We start from the raw sequence: 15,990 nt of genomic DNA, 5'->3' as shown, positions 1-15,990 counted from the left end.
TGTGATGTCACATCAGTTGGACAATTTGGATCTCGATCTGATGCGCTTACTCAAAGCGGTGGTCGATAACAAGAGCATTAAACTGGCCGCGATGCAGCTGGGTATTTCTCAGCCCAGTGCCAGTCGAGGAGTGATGAAGCTCAAACAGGTGTTCAATGACCCGTTGTTTGTGCGCAAAGCGCACGGCGTGGAGCCGTCGCCGATGGCGGTGCGTCTGGCGGCTGAGTTTGACAACATGCTGGCGCCACTGGAAAAAGTGCTGCTCGAATTTGAGGAGTTTGATCCCGAGCGTTATACCGGTCATATCTCGCTGGTGGTGGATCCGTATTTGATGGACGAGCAAGGCCAGACCTTGCTGACCTGTTGCTATCAGGCATTTCCTCAGGCCACGTTTACCTTCGCCAGCTGGACAGCCTACAGCCAGGATGAAATGCTGGAAGGGGTTCACGACTACTGCATCCTCGATCAGGAAACTGACATCGCAAAAGACATTTACATGCGTCCGTTGTTCAGTGAAAAAAGAGTCATACTGGCTCGGAAAAATCACCCCACTCTGAGCGAAACCAACGACTGGGAAACAGTGGCGAGTTTGCCACTGGTCTCATTGCCAGCTCCAGCGTCGTACAAACCACTGTGTACGGTCGAGTCTGAATACCAGCGCATGGGGTACGAGCCGGATGTGGTGTTGAAGTCTTATAATCTACGGGTCGCGTGTCAGATGTTGCTGGAAACCAATGCGATCATGTTTGCCAGCAACAGCTCAGCCCGCCTGATGCCCGAACTGGCGTCTTATACCATGCCGCCTGTCAATCGGGAGTTCAGCCATTTTGTTGTATCCGGAGGATATTTACAGGTCTACCGAAATCATCCGTTGCATCAGTACCTCCATCAAGTCCTACAGCAGGTATTTGCCCAGTAAGGTGCATGGATTTGCTTAATAAGATATTCAAAAATGAATATCTCAATTACCTGTTCTCTTTTCTTACTGCACGATAATCTTGAAACCACAGAAGAGAAGAGTTGCTTTATATCTTACCAATCTGACGTTTCAATTATTCCGTCTGGCCAGACGCATCAGTTAAACCCAGCTGTAATACGCAATTCTCCGTTATGCATATTTTTAAGAACTTGTAGAAGGTGAATTATGTTTCTTGCACGAATATTTCTGTTATTAGCCATCTCGGCTGAGGTGGCGGGCACCAGTACCATGAAGCTGATTGGCGTGCATGGTTCCTTGTGGGGCTATGTTGTGATGTACGCTCTGATTTCGGTGTCGTATTACTTTCTTTCACTGGCGGCGAAGAAGATCGCCATCGGTGTGGCGTACGCGGTTTGGGAAGGGCTGGGCATTGCTCTGATCACCCTGGTGTCGCTGTTCCTGTTCGATGCAGATTTGAACGCTCAGGAGCTGATTGGCTTGGCGATGGCCGTTGTCGGAATTGTGATGGTGACCAGTGGAGAGCAGCACAGTACCCCAGCCGACAAGACATCGATCTCAACGACGGTGAGGTGTGAATCATGAATCAATTTATGACGCTCTCGTTTGGTTTTGTGGTGCTGGCGGCGATTGTCGATATTATGGCCAACATGGCGCTGACCCGCTCGGATGGTTTTCGCCATAAAATCTGGGGTGTGACAGCGATTGCCTTGGTACTGGCTGCCTTTACTCTGTTGGCTCAGGCTGTGAAAGAGATTGATCTGGCCGTGGCGTATGCTTCCTGGGGAGCGATTGGTATCCTCGGCACGGCTGTGGGTGGTTCAATTCTGTTTAAGCAAAAACTCAAACCGATAGGCTGGGCTGGGATCTTTGTTGTCATCATGGCGGTGGTGGTAATGAAAACGGCCTAAGCGCAAAACAAAGAAAGGGCGGAAAAACCGCCCTTTTTCATTTTCCAATCACACGATGAAACTGGCTCCGTCCTCTGCGCTGGACACCGTTTGTCGCATCACCCGAAACAGATCGCGCCCCCAGGTGGACTGGTCAGTATCGGCGTTGGTTTCCCCAGCCTGACGCCCGTCCATCTCAGAGAGATTTTGTAACACGCCAGACTGGCAGTCGAGCCGCACCATATCGCCATTTTTGATCAGACCAATCGCACCACCACGCAGGGCTTCTGGTGAAACATGAATCGCGGAAGGGATCTTGCCCGAGGCGCCAGACAGACGTCCGTCCGTCACCAACGCAACCTGATAACCCGCCTTTTGAATGTTCCCCAGAATCGGCATCAGCTTGTGTAGCTCTGGCATACCGTTGGCCGCCGGACCATTGTGTGTCACGACGACGACACAATCACGATTGAGCGCTCCCCGTTGATAGGCTGCCTCGACCTCATGTTGACAGCGAAATACCACGGCAGGCGCTTCAATGCACTGCTGATCCTGTTTCACCGCCGATACCTTGATCACCGCACGTCCGAGGTTGCCACTGAGCACCCGGGTGCCACCCGTGTTCTGGAAAACCTCACCGTCTGCGGCGATCACCTCGGCATTCTGTGTCCCATGGCAAGCCGTCCAGCCCAGCTTGCCATGGACTAAGTCTGGTTGGCTGAGCTGATCATCAAAGGTGCCGAATACGGGGGTGACGTCGCGGTGAAGCAACTGTGACAGATCCAGCCTTCTCATCAGGGCGGGGACGCCGCCGGCTTGCTGGAACGCATTCATGTCTGCCGGACCGTTTGGGTATACCCTGGCCAGCAACGGGACCACATCCGACAGGTCACTGATATCTTGCCAGGTCAGCATCAGACCAGCCGCCCGGGCAACCGCGACCATGTGAATGGTGTGGTTGGTGCTGCCACCAGAGGCGAGTAAGGCGACGATGCCATTGATCAGGCTGTGCGCTGTGACCACATCGGCCAGCGGCCTGAAATGGGCAGAGCCGGATGTCATGGCGGCGACTTTTATTGCCGCTGCGTCGGTCAATGCCTGGCGAAGCGGCGAATGTGGGTGAACAAACGCCGAGCCGGGCAACATCAGACCCATGGCTTCAAAAACCAGTTGATTGGTGTTGGCGGTGCCATAGAACGTGCAGGTGCCGGGGGAGTGGTAGGCGCGGCATTCCATGTCCAGCAGCGCTTCTTTACCCACTTCGCCTGCGGCGTATTTCTGGCGAATATCCACTTTTTCTTCGTTACTGATCCCGGTTGCCATCAGGCCGGCGGGTACAAAGGCGGTGGGCAGGTGGGCATAACTGAGTGCGCCCATCAGTTGACCGGGCGCGATTTTGTCACAGATCCCAAGCAGCAGGGTTGCATCGAACACGTTGTGGCTGAGTGACAGCGCCGTGGCCTGAGCGATCAGATCACGCGAGAACAGTGACATGTCCATGCCCGGTTGCCCTTGAGTGACGCCGTCGCACATGGCGGGCACGCCTCCCGCAACCTGAGCGGTATGCCCATACTGGGCGAGCACCGCTTTGATTTGATCCGGATAGTGCTGGTAGGGCTGATGTGCACTCAACATGTCGTTGTAAGCGTTGATCAGCGCGACATTGGCGTGGGTAAAGTCGAGGATCTGTTTTTTTTCGCTTGAGCAGGAGGCGGCGACGGCGTGCGCCAGATTGCCACAGGATAAACCAGTGCGGCCCTTGCCAGTCCGGGCCTGCTCTTGTGTGCGGCACAGAAACGCAGCGCGCGAGTCTCGACTGCGCTCAATCAACCGCTCAGTCACGGCAAGGACGGTCGGATGGGTCATGCGGCGGCCTCACTCTGTTTGAGCAACAGTTCTGCGGCGTGCGCCACCACGTCATCAATCGATCCCTCGATGCTGACCACTAGTGTGCCTGCTTCGTTGTCCGGGCGCTCCAGTGTTTCGAACTGGCTTTTGACCATGTTCTCTTTCATAAAGTGCCCCTGACGCTGGCGCATACGTTCAAGGATCAGCGCCATATCGCCATCCAGAAATAAGAACGTGACATTCTGGTTGCCATCGCGGATCTGGTCACGGTACTTCTGCTTAAGGGCGGAACAGACGATAATGCCGTGCTCATTCTTGTTTTCCAGGCTGTAGGCAGCATCACGAATGCGCTCCAACCACGGTTTCCGATCGTCATCATCCAGCGGTTGGCCCGAGGCCATTTTTTGAATATTTGCTCTAGGGTGGAGGTCATCACCATCGATGAATTTACGTCCCAGCTTTGCTGCCAGTTGTTCACCAATTGTACTTTTACCACAAGCACATACGCCCATTACAATGACGCTACTACCAGCCATAACGACTCCTTTAAACCAAATTTGCGCGTGATCTCATTTTTAAAATTCACTTCAAAATATGGGTTTATCTTATTGATGTTATCGGTAACATGTTACCGGTAACGTAAATAAATGTGAACTATAACACAAACAATAATTCTGAAAGGTGAACACATGGAGCACATCGCCCAAACATCAGATCCTACGTATCTGTTAACCGTGGCAGCGATAGCAATTGCAGCGCTGCTGGTCTTAATCATTAAGCTGAAAGTTCACGCTTTCGCTTCTTTAACTCTGGTCAGTTTAGGCACTGCCATCGCCACTGGCGTCACCACGGACAAAGTGGTGCCGACCATGCTGAGTGGTTTTGGCGGCACACTGGCTTCGGTGGCATTGCTGGTCGGCCTGGGAGCCATGATCGGTAAGATTTTAGAAGTGACGGGCGGTGCAAAAGTACTGGCCGACACTCTGATTGGCCGCTTCGGAGAAAAGCGTGCGCCGCTAGCGCTTGGGATAGCGTCTTTGTTGTTTGGCTTCCCCATCTTCTTTGATGCGGGATTGGTTGTGATGATGCCGATCATTTTCAGTGTCGCGAAGCGTTTCGGTGGCTCTCCGCTGAAATATGCGTTGCCATCGGCTGGTGCTTTTGCTGTGATGCACGCCTTTGTGCCGCCTCACCCAGGCCCGGTTGCCGCGGCGGATCTGCTCGGCGCTAACATCGGTCTGCTGTTGTTCATCGGTATTCTGGTTGCGATCCCGACTTGGTATCTGGGTGCCTACCTGTTTGGTCTCTATTCAGGGAAGAAGTTCGATATTCCGCTGTCGAAAGCGTTTTTCAACACCGATGCCATTATCGATGAAGCCAAATTGCCTAAGTTTGCCACCGTCATGACCATCCTGATCCTGCCAGTGTTGCTGATTTGTCTCGACACGGGGTTGAATACGCTCTCCGTAGCGGGGGTCATTGACGGTCAGTCTCCGGCGGTCGAGCTGCTGCGTATGCTGGGTAAAACGCCAATCGCGCTATTGATCACACTGCTTGCCTGTATGCTGGTGTTTGCTAAAGATTACGGTATGGCGAAGTTGGAAAAATTGTGTGGTGACTCTCTGGCGCCGATCTGTGCCGTGATTCTGGTGACAGGTGCAGGTGGGATGTTCGGTGGCGTTTTACGTGCGAGCGGTATTGGTGATGCACTGGCGGGCGTGCTGGCTGATACGGGGATGCCTGTGATTGTGGCAGCGTTTGTGATCTCAACCTGTTTGCGTGTGGCGCAGGGCTCTGCAACGGTGGCGCTGACCACCACGGCGGCCCTGATTGCGCCAACGGTCGTCGCCACAGCAGGCTTGAGTGAACTGGATCTGTGCTTTATCGTGATCGCCATTGCTGGTGGCGCAACCGTCCTGTCACACTTTAACGACTCAGGTTTCTGGTTGGTGTCACGCCTGCTGGAAATGGATGAAAAAACCACACTGAAGACTTGGACAGTGATGGAAACTTTACTTGGTGGCATCGCATTTATTATCGTTGCAACATTAAGCTTTATTCTTTAGAGGTTCTTTATGACAACCATTGAACAACGATTGAGAGAAATCAAAATCGTCCCTGTAATCGCGATCAATGACGTCGCCCAAGCTGTGCCGCTGGCGAAAGTACTGGTAGAAAATGGCCTACCGTGTGCAGAAGTGACCTTCCGCACGGACGCGGCCGCAGAGTCAATTCGCCAGATGCGTCAGGCGTATCCGGAGCTGCTGATCGGGGCGGGGACGGTACTGACGACCGCGCAAGTGGATCAGGCTATTGACGCCGGCGCAGATTTTATTGTCAGCCCGGGGCTGAATCCGACCACGGTGAAATATTGCCAGCAACGTGGCATTGCGATCATCCCGGGGGTCAACAACCCAAGTTTGGTTGAGCAGGCAATGGAGCTCGGCCTGCGTACGCTGAAATTCTTCCCGGCTGAGCCATCAGGCGGTGTCTCGATGCTCAAAGCACTGACGGCCGTTTATCCGGTGAACTTTATGCCTACCGGTGGCGTAAACCCGAATAATCTAGCCAACTACCTGGCTCTGAATTCAGTGGTGGCTTGTGGCGGAACCTGGATGGTGCCGACCGACCTGATGGACAAGGGAGATTGGGCAGGTATTGCCGAACTGGTGCGCGCTTTATAGGGCGTGTGCGGCACGAATACGAAAACGGCGACCTGAAGGTCGCCGTTTTTTTGTTTATAGATTTTGCCTATCGAATAGATAGTTACAAGCAATTTTCTTTAAGTAGGAGAGCATGGGAATATAGTTTCCGAAAGCAAGACATGGCAAAGCCAATAACTTAAAGGAAAGCAAAGATTATGATTAATACTAAGATCAAACCATTTAGCGCAACAGCATACAAATCTGGCGATTTCGTTGACATTACAGAACAAGATGTTTTGGGCAAATGGGCGGTATTTTTCTTCTACCCAGCGGACTTTACATTCGTTTGTCCGACTGAGCTGGGCGACCTGGCTGACCACTACGAAGAGCTACAAAAGCGCGGCGTAGAAGTGTACTCAGTGTCGACTGACACTCACTTCACGCACAAAGCATGGCACGACAGCTCAGACACTATCGGCAAAATCAACTACTTCATGCTGGGTGACCAGACTGGCACCATCACCAACAACTTTGGTGTGATGCGTGAAGGTCAGGGTCTGGCAGACCGTGCGACTTTCCTGGTTGACCCAGAAGGTGTGATTCAGGCGATGGAAATCACCGCCGAAGGCATCGGCCGTGACGCAGAAGATCTGATGCGTAAAGTGAAAGCGGCTCAATACGTTGCGGCTCACCCAGGCGAAGTATGCCCGGCTAAATGGAAAGAAGGCGAAGAAACGCTGGCGCCTTCTCTGGACCTGGTTGGCAAAATCTAACCACGCCTAATCTATAAACGTTTGATTACGTTTTAAATTAAAGAGTGGACCGGGTGTTTTACCTGACGACCTAAATGCCCGGTTCGCTCTCCCTTTTATCCAGAGTGACCACTCTTAAGAATCAATAACAAAAAGGTATTCCCGTATGCTAGACCAAGCGATCAAGCAGCAGTTATCACAGTATCTGACAAATTTAAAAGAAGACGTCCGTTTAGTGGTCAGCCTAGATGAAAGCAAAGGCTCACAAGACATCCTCGCTTTGGCTAATGAAATTGCGGAGCTGAGTGAATTGATCAGCGTTGAACGTGACGACGCAGCCAGCGAACGTAAGCCGGTCTTGGCCGTGACCAACCCGAAATCGGGCACGCAGTTGCGTTTTGCCGGTGTGCCTATGGGGCATGAGTTCACCTCGCTGGTGCTGGCGCTGCTGCACTCTGGCGGTCATCCGATCAAACTTGAACCGGCGGTCATTGAACAAATCGCCAAGCTGGATAAAAAGCTCGATGTTGAGGTGTTTATCTCGCTCTCATGTCAGAACTGTCCGGATGTGGTCCAGGCATTTAATATGATGGCGGCCATCAACCCGGATATCCGCGCGACCATGATCGATGGTGCGTTGTTCCAGGACGAAGTGAAAGCGCGAGACATCATGGCGGTGCCGAGTGTGTTCATTAACGGTGAACTGTTTGGTCAGGGCCGTATGACATTGAACGAGATTCTGAACCAGTTAGATGATGGTGCGGCTGAAAAAGCGGCGGCCAGCTTGAATGAAAAAGATCCGTATGATGTGTTGGTTGTTGGCGGAGGACCTGCGGGCGCAGCGGCGGCAATTTACGCGGCACGTAAAGGCATTCGTACTGGTATTGTCGCCCAGCGTTTAGGCGGTCAGGTAATGGATACCATGGCGATTGAGAACTTCATCTCTGTGCAACATACCGAAGGTCCAAAGCTGGCAGCCAATATGGCGGAGCACCTTAAAGAATATGGGGTGGACATCATTACAGAGCAACAAGCAGATAAATTGATGGGCGCGGAATTTACCAATGATGGCAAAGTCCATGTCAATCTGCAAAGCGGCGCCACACTGAAAAGTCAAAGTGTCATCTTGAGCCCGGGTGCTCGCTGGCGTGAAATGAACGTACCGGGTGAGCAGGAATACCGTAATAAAGGGGTTGCATACTGCCCACACTGTGACGGTCCGTTGTTCAAAGGTAAGAAAACCGCCGTGATCGGTGGGGGTAACTCAGGCATCGAAGCTGCCATCGATCTGGCGGGTATCGTTGAACACGTGACTGTATTGGAGTTTGCCGATGTACTGCGTGCCGACCAGGTACTGATCGACAAAGCTAACTCATTACCAAACGTTGACATCATTACCATGGCGCAAACCACAGAAGTGATCGGTGATGGCACTCGTGTGACGGGCCTGCAGTACAAAGACCGCAACAGTGATGAGCTCAAACAACTGGAGCTGTCAGGTATCTTTGTCCAGATTGGTCTGGTACCCAACACGGAATGGTTGAAAGACTCGCAGGTTGAGTTGTCTGCCCGCGGTGAAATCGAAGTAGGCAGTCGGGGTGAAACCAGCATGGACGGTGTGTTTGCCGCGGGTGACGCGACGACGGTTCCGTACAAACAAATCATCATTGCGATGGGTGAGGGAGCCAAAGCCAGTTTGGGGGCCTTTGACTACCTGATTCGCAAACAAGCGTAACGGCAAATCTATCCACTTTTAAACGAGCCCAATCGGGCTCGTTTTTTTATTGGTGATGCTGGCCGCTGGTCAGCTCTGAGCTGACAGACTGCAAAAAGGCCGATATTTTCGGCGCCAAGAACTTGCGCCCGGCATAGAAAGCGTACAGCACAAGGTCGTTGGCAGGATACTCTAAGCTGACGGCTTGCAACTGGCCAGTGGCCAGTTCTGTCTCACACATGGCTTGCGGCATGATGGCCAACCCCAGCCCGCGTATCGCCGCTGCTTTAGCGATGTGACCACTGTTGACCCGGAAAGTAGACTTTGGATGGAAGGTGACAGGTTGTTTGTCACCTTGGAATACCCAAGGCGCACCGTTAAGCGCAGACAAGCTGGTGATGCACGGCATGTGCTGAAGATCACTGAGGCAGCGTGGCGTTCCGTAGCGGTCAATAAGTTCCGGTGATGCGACCACAACACTGGACCAACGACACAGCTCAACAGCGACCCAACCACTGTCCGCCAGTGTGCCGCGATTGTAGGTCAGGATCAGATCAAATCCGTCAAGAAAATCTTCTCTTGGGTGCAAACTGGTATCGCACAGGAACTGAACGTCAGGATACGAGCAGCAAAAATCCACGGCAGCCTGAGCCAGTGGAGGAATGTCAGGCATCAGTACTTTGAGTTGTCCGGTGATATGACGGGTGTGATTACTCACTTCGTGCAGGGCATCATGCAAGGCGCTCAACAGATGCTTGGTCGAACTGTAGAGCTGTTCCCCGGCGCGGGTGGGCGTTACCCGACGGGTGGTGCGTTCCAGTAACTTGGTGCTGAGTTTGTCTTCCAACAGAGCAACATGACGACTGACGTTAGAAGTGGGAATGGAGAGGTGTTCGGCAGCCTGTTTAAAACTGTGCTGCTCGTAAACACACTGGAAGCTTTTCAGCCAGATTGGGTCAATATCATCCAACACATTTATTATCCCATTATGTGAAATTATCAAACCAATTTTACGCCCTTTATCTAATAATCTTCAATTGTAAACTGGGGTTTTGCTTTCAAGGGGCATTGCTATGTTGCACAGTTCTACACTTTCCACTCCGCAAAATACGTCACCATTGTTCATCGCGTTTTTGGTGCATTTTCTGTTAGCGCTGGACGCGCTGGTGATTGTGCCATTTAGTGCCGTGATCACGACGCAACTGGCGGTGTCTGGCGCGCTTGCCGGTTATCTGACCATGGCTTATGCGCTGGCTGCGGGTGTGACGTGTCTGCTGTTTAAAGGCGCAGACAACATTAATACGGAGCGGCGACGTTGCCTGACACTGCTGCTTGGCTTGGCGCTGGTAACAGGCGCGAGTGTGTGGGTGGCATCTTTCGAGTGGATGCTCATTGCCAGAGTAGTGGCCGGGGTGTGTGGAGGTGGCCTGGCCGTAGTCAACCTTAACCTGATGGTGTTGCAGGTCGATGATGAACATCGCAGAAAGCACACCGCACTGTTACTGAGTGCTTTTCCGCTTGCTCTGACACTGGGCGTGCCGTTACTGCTCCTGTTGGCCGGAGATCACTGGCAGTGGTCGTTTGCCATCCTTGCGTTGTCACTGCTTGCGGTGTGGCTGGTATTTTTCTTGATTTGCCGCAGAGTAGCCCCGGGATCTGAGCCTGACAGCGGCGGGCAAAATCCGCGTTTTTCCGAAGCAGTCGCTGAGCGCAGAGTATTGTGGTTTGCTGTTGCCATGATCAGCTCGGCAGTGCTGGGGACGTTTGTGGTATCGACTCAGTTTCCGGTGATGCTGCACCTCAATCTGACCATCGGGGCCGGGCTGCTCAGTGGCTGTTATACATTTGGAGGACTGGGCTCGTTTATCGTCATGCAAACTTACGCCCGCCTGAGGTTAACGTCAGGGCAGTCAGGGCAATGGATATTTATACTGACCGCTGTCATGCTGGGCGTAATGGTCTGTGGCTTCAATACACAGGATGTGTGGTTGGCGGCGGGGGCTTTTGTGTTCTTCATTATCGCCAGTTCTGCGCGAAGTTTAATCCTCGCCACTGAGATGATCGCAACATTACCGATCGCTGTGAGAAATCACATCATCGGAATTCAGAACGCGTTGCAACATTTTGCCGTCGGAGTTGGTGGGGCACTTGGCAGCGCGTTGATCGCCACAGATCGACATGGGCAGCTGGATTTTTCCGTCATGCTTTGGGCTGCGGCGGCACTTGGCGTGGTGCCCGTGTTGCTGTGGCGATACCGGCGTTGGGAATCTTGAGGCACTCAAGAAAACAAAAGCGGCCCAAGGCCGCTTTTGGACAGGATTTGGTGTGGTTTAGCCAATCACCATCTGACCCAGAACGTAACCCAGGCAGCAGGCACCCACGACACCGATCAGACCGACCGACATAAAAGAGTGGTTGAAATACCACTTACCGATTTTGGTGGTGCCGGAGGTATCAAAGTTGACCGTCGCAATATCGGATGGGTAGTTCGGAATGAAGAAGTAGCCGTAGACGGCGGGCATGATACCGATCAGCAGCGCCGGATCCAGTCCGAGCCCGAGGCCAACCGGCAACATCATCCGGGCAGTGGCGGCTTGCGAGTTAACCACCACCGACACAATGAATAGCGCCAGTGCGAACGTCCAAGGGTAGTTCGTCACCATCTCGACAATGCCTGATTTGAATTGCGGCATGGCGTACTGAAAGTAAGTGTCAGACATCCAGGCAATACCGAAAATCGCGATGGCGGCCACCATACCGGATTTGAATACCACACCGTTGGGCACGTTGCGCGGATCGGTTTTGGTTGCCAGCAGAATCACACCGCCGAAACACAGCATCATCATCTGAATCACCACGGCCATACTGATCGGCTTGGAGCCGTCAGTAATGGTGCGGATTTCCGGAACCATGGCGATCACCACAATGGTCAGAATCGATAGCATGAACAGCAGGACCGAATTACGCGCCGAGGTTGGCAGCGTTTCGTCCAGTGACGTGGCAGTGGTATTGAGGATGCGCTCACGCCATTCCGGGTCCTGAAGGCGGGCCTGATATTCGGGGTCGTCATCCAGCTCTTTGCCACGCTTTAAGCTGTACAGTGACATCAGTAACGTGCCGAATAGCGTTGCCGGGACAGTGACCAGCAAAATCGACAGCAGGGTAATGTCGTGCTGAATATTGGACAGTTGTGCCAGATAGTACACCACCGCCGCTGAGATAGGTGATGCAGTAATGGCGATTTGCGAAGCAACTGAAGAGGCGGCCATTGGTCGCTCAGGGCGAATACCGTTTTTCAACGCAACGTCGCCGATGATTGGCATGATGGAATAGACAGCGTGACCCGTGCCGAGCAGGAAGGTCATAAAATAAGTCACAAACGGGGCGATCAACGTGACTCGTTTTGGGTTCTTACGCAGTACCTTTTCTGCGACCTGCAACATGTATTTGAGGCCCCCGGCTGCTTCCAGAATCGAAGCACAGGTCACAACTGCAAGAATGATCAGCATTACGGTAACAGGTGGTGATGTTGGCGGCATCTTGAAGACAAAGACCTCAATCACCAGACCGATACCGGACACGACACCCAGCCCGATACCGCCGTAGCGAGAGCCGATATAAAGCATCAGCAAGAGGAATAAAAATTCCAGATAGAGCATATTAACAACCCCTTATAAAATTATGGTTATTAACATTCTCTTATGTAAGATACCAAAAAAATGAAACTCGCTTCACACAACCTAAGTCACCAAAAATGAAATGCTTTTTATCGGATTTTCAGCACATTATTAGCCGGATTCGTGACGTAATTACGGCGATTTTGTAAGGAGAGTGTTGCGCAATATTAATGTGCCAGTTAACGAAAATAAGCCGGATGCATAAAAATCCCGGCAGACCAGCGTTATTTGACATAGCAGGCAACAAAGCAGCGCACCGCGGTTTCGATAGCGGCGTTTACCTGCTCGCAACTAGGCGGTGGTTGATGAGCAAGCAGTTGAGGCCAGAACACGCTCGCTTTGATACTGCCGATATATTGTTCTACGGCCTGGGACACATTCTCCACTTCCAGGACGCCGGCTGCAACGCCTTGTTTGACCCACACGGTTAAACCGTAACTGTCTTCAATCGCGGCGAATTTTTCCATCAACAGGCGTGAGGTGTGCGGACAACGGATGCACTCTGCCATCACCATACGAGCAGTCATCTGAAAGTCTTCAGTATTGATATAACACAGTTGTTGCTGAGTCAGAGTCTGCAACTGTTTGGCGACTGACACAGAAGGTTCAAACTGCAGGGCTTTTTGGTCATCAAAGCGACATATTAGCTTGTCTACAATAACTTCGAACAGGGCGTCTTTGTTGGGGTAGTACTTATAAAGCGTCCGCTTTGATACGCCGGCCTGTTTGGATATCCCTTCCATACTGGCCTGCTCGAAGCCTTTCTGAGAAAAAACTTCAATGGCAGATTTGATGATATCGTCTTGTTTTATATCGCTTCTTTTGACCATGTGGATACCTGTAGAAGACTGAAGTAAACGATGGTGTTTACTTTTAACCTTGTGATGTCTAAAGTATACACCATCGTTTACTTTTCTGGGTAGCCAAATAGGTCATGAACATGAGTAATGTAATCAAAGCCTCGTTTGTTTCTCTTCTGGGTGTGATGGGTATCAATCAGGCCTCCAGAGCAGACAGGCACAGTGAAGCGCTACAACAGAGTGCGCAGCTTCGTGCGGACCGAATCGCTCGCTCCCCGCAATTTCAAGACGGCAAAGCCATCGCGCGCATGCCGGCCGTACCCAGCCCGGAAAGTATGTCGACCACCATGTGGAAGTTCTTTTTTGAACGTGGGCAACTGAAGCCGCAAGTGCGTCTGCCTCATCACCGGGTGGATTTGGAAGCCCTGGCTGAGCCAAGTGACGCGCTGCGTGTCACCTGGTTGGGACACTCTAGCTTGTTCATCGAAATGAACGCTACCCGGATTCTGGTCGATCCGGTATTTGAGTATGCCTCTCCGTGGGTCGCCAAGAAACTGTTTGACCGCAATGTTGACGCGCCAGTCACTCGCGAACGTTTACCCAAACCAGATGTCATTCTGATTTCTCACGATCACTACGATCATCTGGAAGAAGCGACCATTCGTTACTATGCCGATAAAGAAGTGCTGTTTTATGTGCCTCTGGCCGTTGGCAAACACCTGGAAAAATGGGGAGTGTCGCCGAACCATATCCGTGAGTTTGACTGGTGGGAAAGTCATCAGCTCAGTGGCATTGAGTTTACTTCTGCGCCCGCTAATCACAACTCCGGACGTACCGGATTTGATTCGAACACCACATTGTGGTGCTCCTGGGCGCTGCGCAGTGAACAGGGCGCGTTGTTCTACAGCGGTGACAGCGCCTACGATCAGCATTTCAGGCAGATTGGTGAGCGACTGGGTCCGTTTGACATGGCGTTTATTGAAGTGGCTGCCAACGTTAAAGACGGCAAAGGGTTTCCGGTAGAAAATTGGGGACATATGCAGGCGCGTCACACGTTAAAAGCGTTTCAGGATCTTGGCGCCGACAAATTGTTCCCGGTGCACTGGTCAACCTTCGAATTGTTCTCCCACAAATGGGATGAGCCGATGACGGATCTGATTGCGGAAGCAGAAGCCGCCTCAGCGAATCTGGTCACGCCCATGATTGGAGAGACGATTGAAGTGAAAAAAGAATTAAACACGTCATTTTGGTGGAAAAACCAAGAAATGAATTTAGTTAAAGCCAAGCTAAGTTATCAAAACTAGAATATATAACTAACTGACAAGTAGACAGAATATAATCCAAGCCTGCGAATTGCGGGCTTATTTATATGTCTACTAAATTACTGCTATCTTTTTCATATTTTCTTCATATACTGACCAAATAACGCACAATTTGAAGTGTGTCACATTGGTTAGGGAAGGAGAGCGTATGGAAAAAGAGGAAAGTCTGTTTCAGAAACAACGGATTAAGCGGTTTAACAGCTCTGTATGGACGGTGTTGACCGGCGTGCTGCTATCGCGCACCAGTTACTTCATGGCCTGGCCATTTTTGATTGTATTTTTGTATCGAGATTATGGCGCAAGTGCCATTGATGTCGGTGCCATGTTAGCGGCGTCCGCTTTGGTGGGCGCATTCAGTGGCTTGTATGCGGGTTATTTGTCGGACCGTTTTGGCCGAAAGTGGGTGATGATAAGCGGCAGTGCGGTGGCAGCCGTGTCCTTTTCCGGTATTGGTCTGGCGAGCGAAATCTGGCATTTTTATGTACTGATCATTATTACCGGTTTGATGCGTCCGATGATTGAAGCGCCTTCTAAAGCGGTGATCGGTGACAATCTCCCTAACCTGAAAGACCGTGAACTGGCGCTCAACATCCGTTATTTTCTGCTCAATCTTGGCGGTGCGATTGGACCATTGATTGGTATTTCCCTGGCGCTGGCACAGCCACAAAAACTGTTTCTGGTGACTGGTGCTACATATGTTTTGTATGGTATCTGGGTATTTGTCGGTATCGAGCGACGCAAAAAATTCACCAAGCCGGATGTTTCACTGCTGCCGAATTTTCCAGCCACGCTTAGAGTGATCAGCAAAGACAATATTTTCGTGAAACTGATGCTGGCGAACTTTATCATGATGTTTGTTTATGCTCAGGTGGAGTCGTCGATTCCACAGGTCATCGTACGCAGCCCGATCGAAGACTCGGCGCAACTGATCGCTATGCTGGTGTTGATCAACACCCTGACCATCGTAACTTTTCAGTTTCCGATGTTGAAATGGCTCGAACACGTTCCGTTGTTTGCCCGGACCCGGATCGGTATGGCGTTGATGGGTGTCGCGCAACTGGGCTTTTTATTCACGCCAGTGGACTGGCCGATTGGCTGGGCGTTGGCCAGCTTTATTCTTAGCCTGGGGGAAGTGATCGCGTTCCCGACACTCAATGTCCAGATTGACCGATTGGCCCCACCGCATTTGCGTGGCTCTTATTTTGGTGCGGCAGCACTCTACTCGCTGGGTTTCGCAGTGGCTCCGTTGGCTGGTGGTATCGTGATCGAATCACTGAATCCGAACTGGTTGTTCAGTCTGTGTGCCGTATTATGTGGGGTGATGATTTGGTTGTATTGGCGCGCCGAACATTGCGAAGATACGGTTGAGCGCGAGACCACACAAGCGGAAACCGCCTGAATGCTA

The 15,990-nt window shown here is 51.8% G+C and carries 15 protein-coding genes; 10 read left to right on the top strand and 5 right to left on the bottom strand.

Annotation, left to right across the window (positions count from 1 at the left end; genetic code table 11):
* Nucleotides 1-4 precede the first annotated feature (4 nt).
* From CAG64_RS16880 to mdtI, 3 genes are all read left to right on the top strand, one after another.
* Complete coding sequence (locus CAG64_RS16880) at nt 5-919, top strand: LysR family transcriptional regulator (RefSeq protein WP_021706037.1); 915 nt, start codon at nt 5-7, stop codon at nt 917-919.
* A gap of 225 nt (nt 920-1,144) precedes the next feature.
* A complete protein-coding gene (locus CAG64_RS16875; protein WP_161454896.1) occupies nt 1,145-1,522 on the top strand; it encodes an SMR family transporter in 378 nt (125 codons plus the stop codon).
* Nucleotides 1,519-1,848 (top strand): multidrug/spermidine efflux SMR transporter subunit MdtI, encoded by a 330-nt coding sequence (mdtI, locus tag CAG64_RS16870; protein WP_021706039.1) that lies wholly within the window; start codon nt 1,519-1,521, stop codon nt 1,846-1,848. The genes CAG64_RS16875 and mdtI overlap by 4 nt, the downstream gene beginning before the upstream one ends.
* A 48-nt stretch (nt 1,849-1,896) precedes the next feature.
* On the opposite strand, the gene edd is transcribed toward mdtI, so the two are convergent.
* Together edd and CAG64_RS16860 are read right to left on the bottom strand one after the other, a co-directional pair.
* Complete coding sequence (edd, locus tag CAG64_RS16865; RefSeq protein ID WP_161457744.1) at nt 1,897-3,693, bottom strand: phosphogluconate dehydratase; 1,797 nt, start codon at nt 3,691-3,693, stop codon at nt 1,897-1,899.
* Nucleotides 3,690-4,211 (bottom strand): gluconokinase, encoded by a 522-nt coding sequence (locus CAG64_RS16860; protein WP_021706041.1) that lies wholly within the window; start codon nt 4,209-4,211, stop codon nt 3,690-3,692. The genes edd and CAG64_RS16860 overlap by 4 nt, the downstream gene beginning before the upstream one ends.
* 153 nt (nt 4,212-4,364) lie before the next feature.
* Between CAG64_RS16860 and CAG64_RS16855 the strand changes: the two genes are divergently transcribed.
* The 4 genes from CAG64_RS16855 (at nt 4,365) to ahpF (ending at nt 8,807) form a co-directional block, all read left to right on the top strand.
* Nucleotides 4,365-5,741: a GntP family permease gene (locus CAG64_RS16855; RefSeq protein ID WP_161457743.1), complete on the top strand. Its 1,377-nt coding sequence runs from the start codon at nt 4,365-4,367 to the stop codon at nt 5,739-5,741.
* A gap of 9 nt (nt 5,742-5,750) precedes the next feature.
* Nucleotides 5,751-6,359 (top strand): bifunctional 4-hydroxy-2-oxoglutarate aldolase/2-dehydro-3-deoxy-phosphogluconate aldolase, encoded by a 609-nt coding sequence (locus CAG64_RS16850; RefSeq protein WP_161457742.1) that lies wholly within the window; start codon nt 5,751-5,753, stop codon nt 6,357-6,359.
* Between the two features lie 176 nt (nt 6,360-6,535).
* The gene (gene ahpC / locus CAG64_RS16845) at nt 6,536-7,093 is read left to right on the top strand and encodes an alkyl hydroperoxide reductase subunit C (protein WP_021706044.1); all 558 of its coding nucleotides are present in this window, start codon (nt 6,536-6,538) and stop codon (nt 7,091-7,093) included.
* A 145-nt stretch (nt 7,094-7,238) separates the two neighbouring features.
* Nucleotides 7,239-8,807 carry an alkyl hydroperoxide reductase subunit F gene (ahpF, locus tag CAG64_RS16840; RefSeq protein WP_161457741.1) on the top strand — a complete coding sequence of 523 codons (1,569 nt, stop codon included), beginning with the start codon at nt 7,239-7,241 and terminating at the stop codon, nt 8,805-8,807.
* A 46-nt stretch (nt 8,808-8,853) separates the two neighbouring features.
* Here the strand turns inward: ahpF and CAG64_RS16835 are convergent, their stop codons facing one another.
* Nucleotides 8,854-9,759 carry a LysR substrate-binding domain-containing protein gene (locus CAG64_RS16835; protein ID WP_161447826.1) on the bottom strand — a complete coding sequence of 302 codons (906 nt, stop codon included), beginning with the start codon at nt 9,757-9,759 and terminating at the stop codon, nt 8,854-8,856.
* 100 nt (nt 9,760-9,859) lie between these two features.
* On the opposite strand from CAG64_RS16835, the gene CAG64_RS16830 reads away from it, so the two are divergent.
* On the top strand, nt 9,860-11,059 hold the full coding sequence (locus CAG64_RS16830; protein ID WP_161447824.1) for an MFS transporter: 1,200 nt from the start codon (nt 9,860-9,862) through the stop codon (nt 11,057-11,059).
* Between the two features lie 57 nt (nt 11,060-11,116).
* On the opposite strand, the gene CAG64_RS16825 is transcribed toward CAG64_RS16830, so the two are convergent.
* A complete protein-coding gene (locus CAG64_RS16825) occupies nt 11,117-12,445 on the bottom strand; it encodes an anaerobic C4-dicarboxylate transporter (protein ID WP_021706048.1) in 1,329 nt (442 codons plus the stop codon).
* A gap of 242 nt (nt 12,446-12,687) precedes the next feature.
* A complete protein-coding gene (locus CAG64_RS16820) occupies nt 12,688-13,293 on the bottom strand; it encodes a TetR/AcrR family transcriptional regulator (protein WP_161447822.1) in 606 nt (201 codons plus the stop codon).
* 110 nt (nt 13,294-13,403) lie between these two features.
* Between CAG64_RS16820 and CAG64_RS16815 the strand changes: the two genes are divergently transcribed.
* Together CAG64_RS16815 and CAG64_RS16810 are read left to right on the top strand one after the other, a co-directional pair.
* Nucleotides 13,404-14,567, top strand: coding sequence for an MBL fold metallo-hydrolase (locus CAG64_RS16815; protein WP_161447821.1), 1,164 nt, complete (start codon nt 13,404-13,406; stop codon nt 14,565-14,567).
* Between the two features lie 166 nt (nt 14,568-14,733).
* Complete coding sequence (locus CAG64_RS16810; RefSeq protein ID WP_161457740.1) at nt 14,734-15,984, top strand: MDR family MFS transporter; 1,251 nt, start codon at nt 14,734-14,736, stop codon at nt 15,982-15,984.
* The last annotated feature ends 6 nt before the right edge of the window (nt 15,985-15,990 follow it).

This window comes from Vibrio sp. V38_P2S17PM301, from assembly GCF_009904845.1.
Lineage (GTDB): Bacteria > Pseudomonadota > Gammaproteobacteria > Enterobacterales > Vibrionaceae > Vibrio > Vibrio proteolyticus.
This window is presented reverse-complemented; position numbering and strand designations above follow the sequence as displayed.

Coding starts and splice junctions, on each gene's coding strand:
- CAG64_RS16880 (WP_021706037.1), top strand. CDS start 5: ATGTCACATCAGTTGGACAATTTGGATCTCGATCTGATGCGCTTACTC.
- CAG64_RS16875 (WP_161454896.1), top strand. CDS start 1,145: ATGTTTCTTGCACGAATATTTCTGTTATTAGCCATCTCGGCTGAGGTG.
- mdtI (WP_021706039.1), top strand. CDS start 1,519: ATGAATCAATTTATGACGCTCTCGTTTGGTTTTGTGGTGCTGGCGGCG.
- edd (WP_161457744.1), bottom strand. CDS start 3,693: ATGACCCATCCGACCGTCCTTGCCGTGACTGAGCGGTTGATTGAGCGC.
- CAG64_RS16860 (WP_021706041.1), bottom strand. CDS start 4,211: ATGGCTGGTAGTAGCGTCATTGTAATGGGCGTATGTGCTTGTGGTAAA.
- CAG64_RS16855 (WP_161457743.1), top strand. CDS start 4,365: ATGGAGCACATCGCCCAAACATCAGATCCTACGTATCTGTTAACCGTG.
- CAG64_RS16850 (WP_161457742.1), top strand. CDS start 5,751: ATGACAACCATTGAACAACGATTGAGAGAAATCAAAATCGTCCCTGTA.
- ahpC (WP_021706044.1), top strand. CDS start 6,536: ATGATTAATACTAAGATCAAACCATTTAGCGCAACAGCATACAAATCT.
- ahpF (WP_161457741.1), top strand. CDS start 7,239: ATGCTAGACCAAGCGATCAAGCAGCAGTTATCACAGTATCTGACAAAT.
- CAG64_RS16830 (WP_161447824.1), top strand. CDS start 9,860: ATGTTGCACAGTTCTACACTTTCCACTCCGCAAAATACGTCACCATTG.
- CAG64_RS16825 (WP_021706048.1), bottom strand. CDS start 12,445: ATGCTCTATCTGGAATTTTTATTCCTCTTGCTGATGCTTTATATCGGC.
- CAG64_RS16820 (WP_161447822.1), bottom strand. CDS start 13,293: ATGGTCAAAAGAAGCGATATAAAACAAGACGATATCATCAAATCTGCC.
- CAG64_RS16815 (WP_161447821.1), top strand. CDS start 13,404: ATGAGTAATGTAATCAAAGCCTCGTTTGTTTCTCTTCTGGGTGTGATG.
- CAG64_RS16810 (WP_161457740.1), top strand. CDS start 14,734: ATGGAAAAAGAGGAAAGTCTGTTTCAGAAACAACGGATTAAGCGGTTT.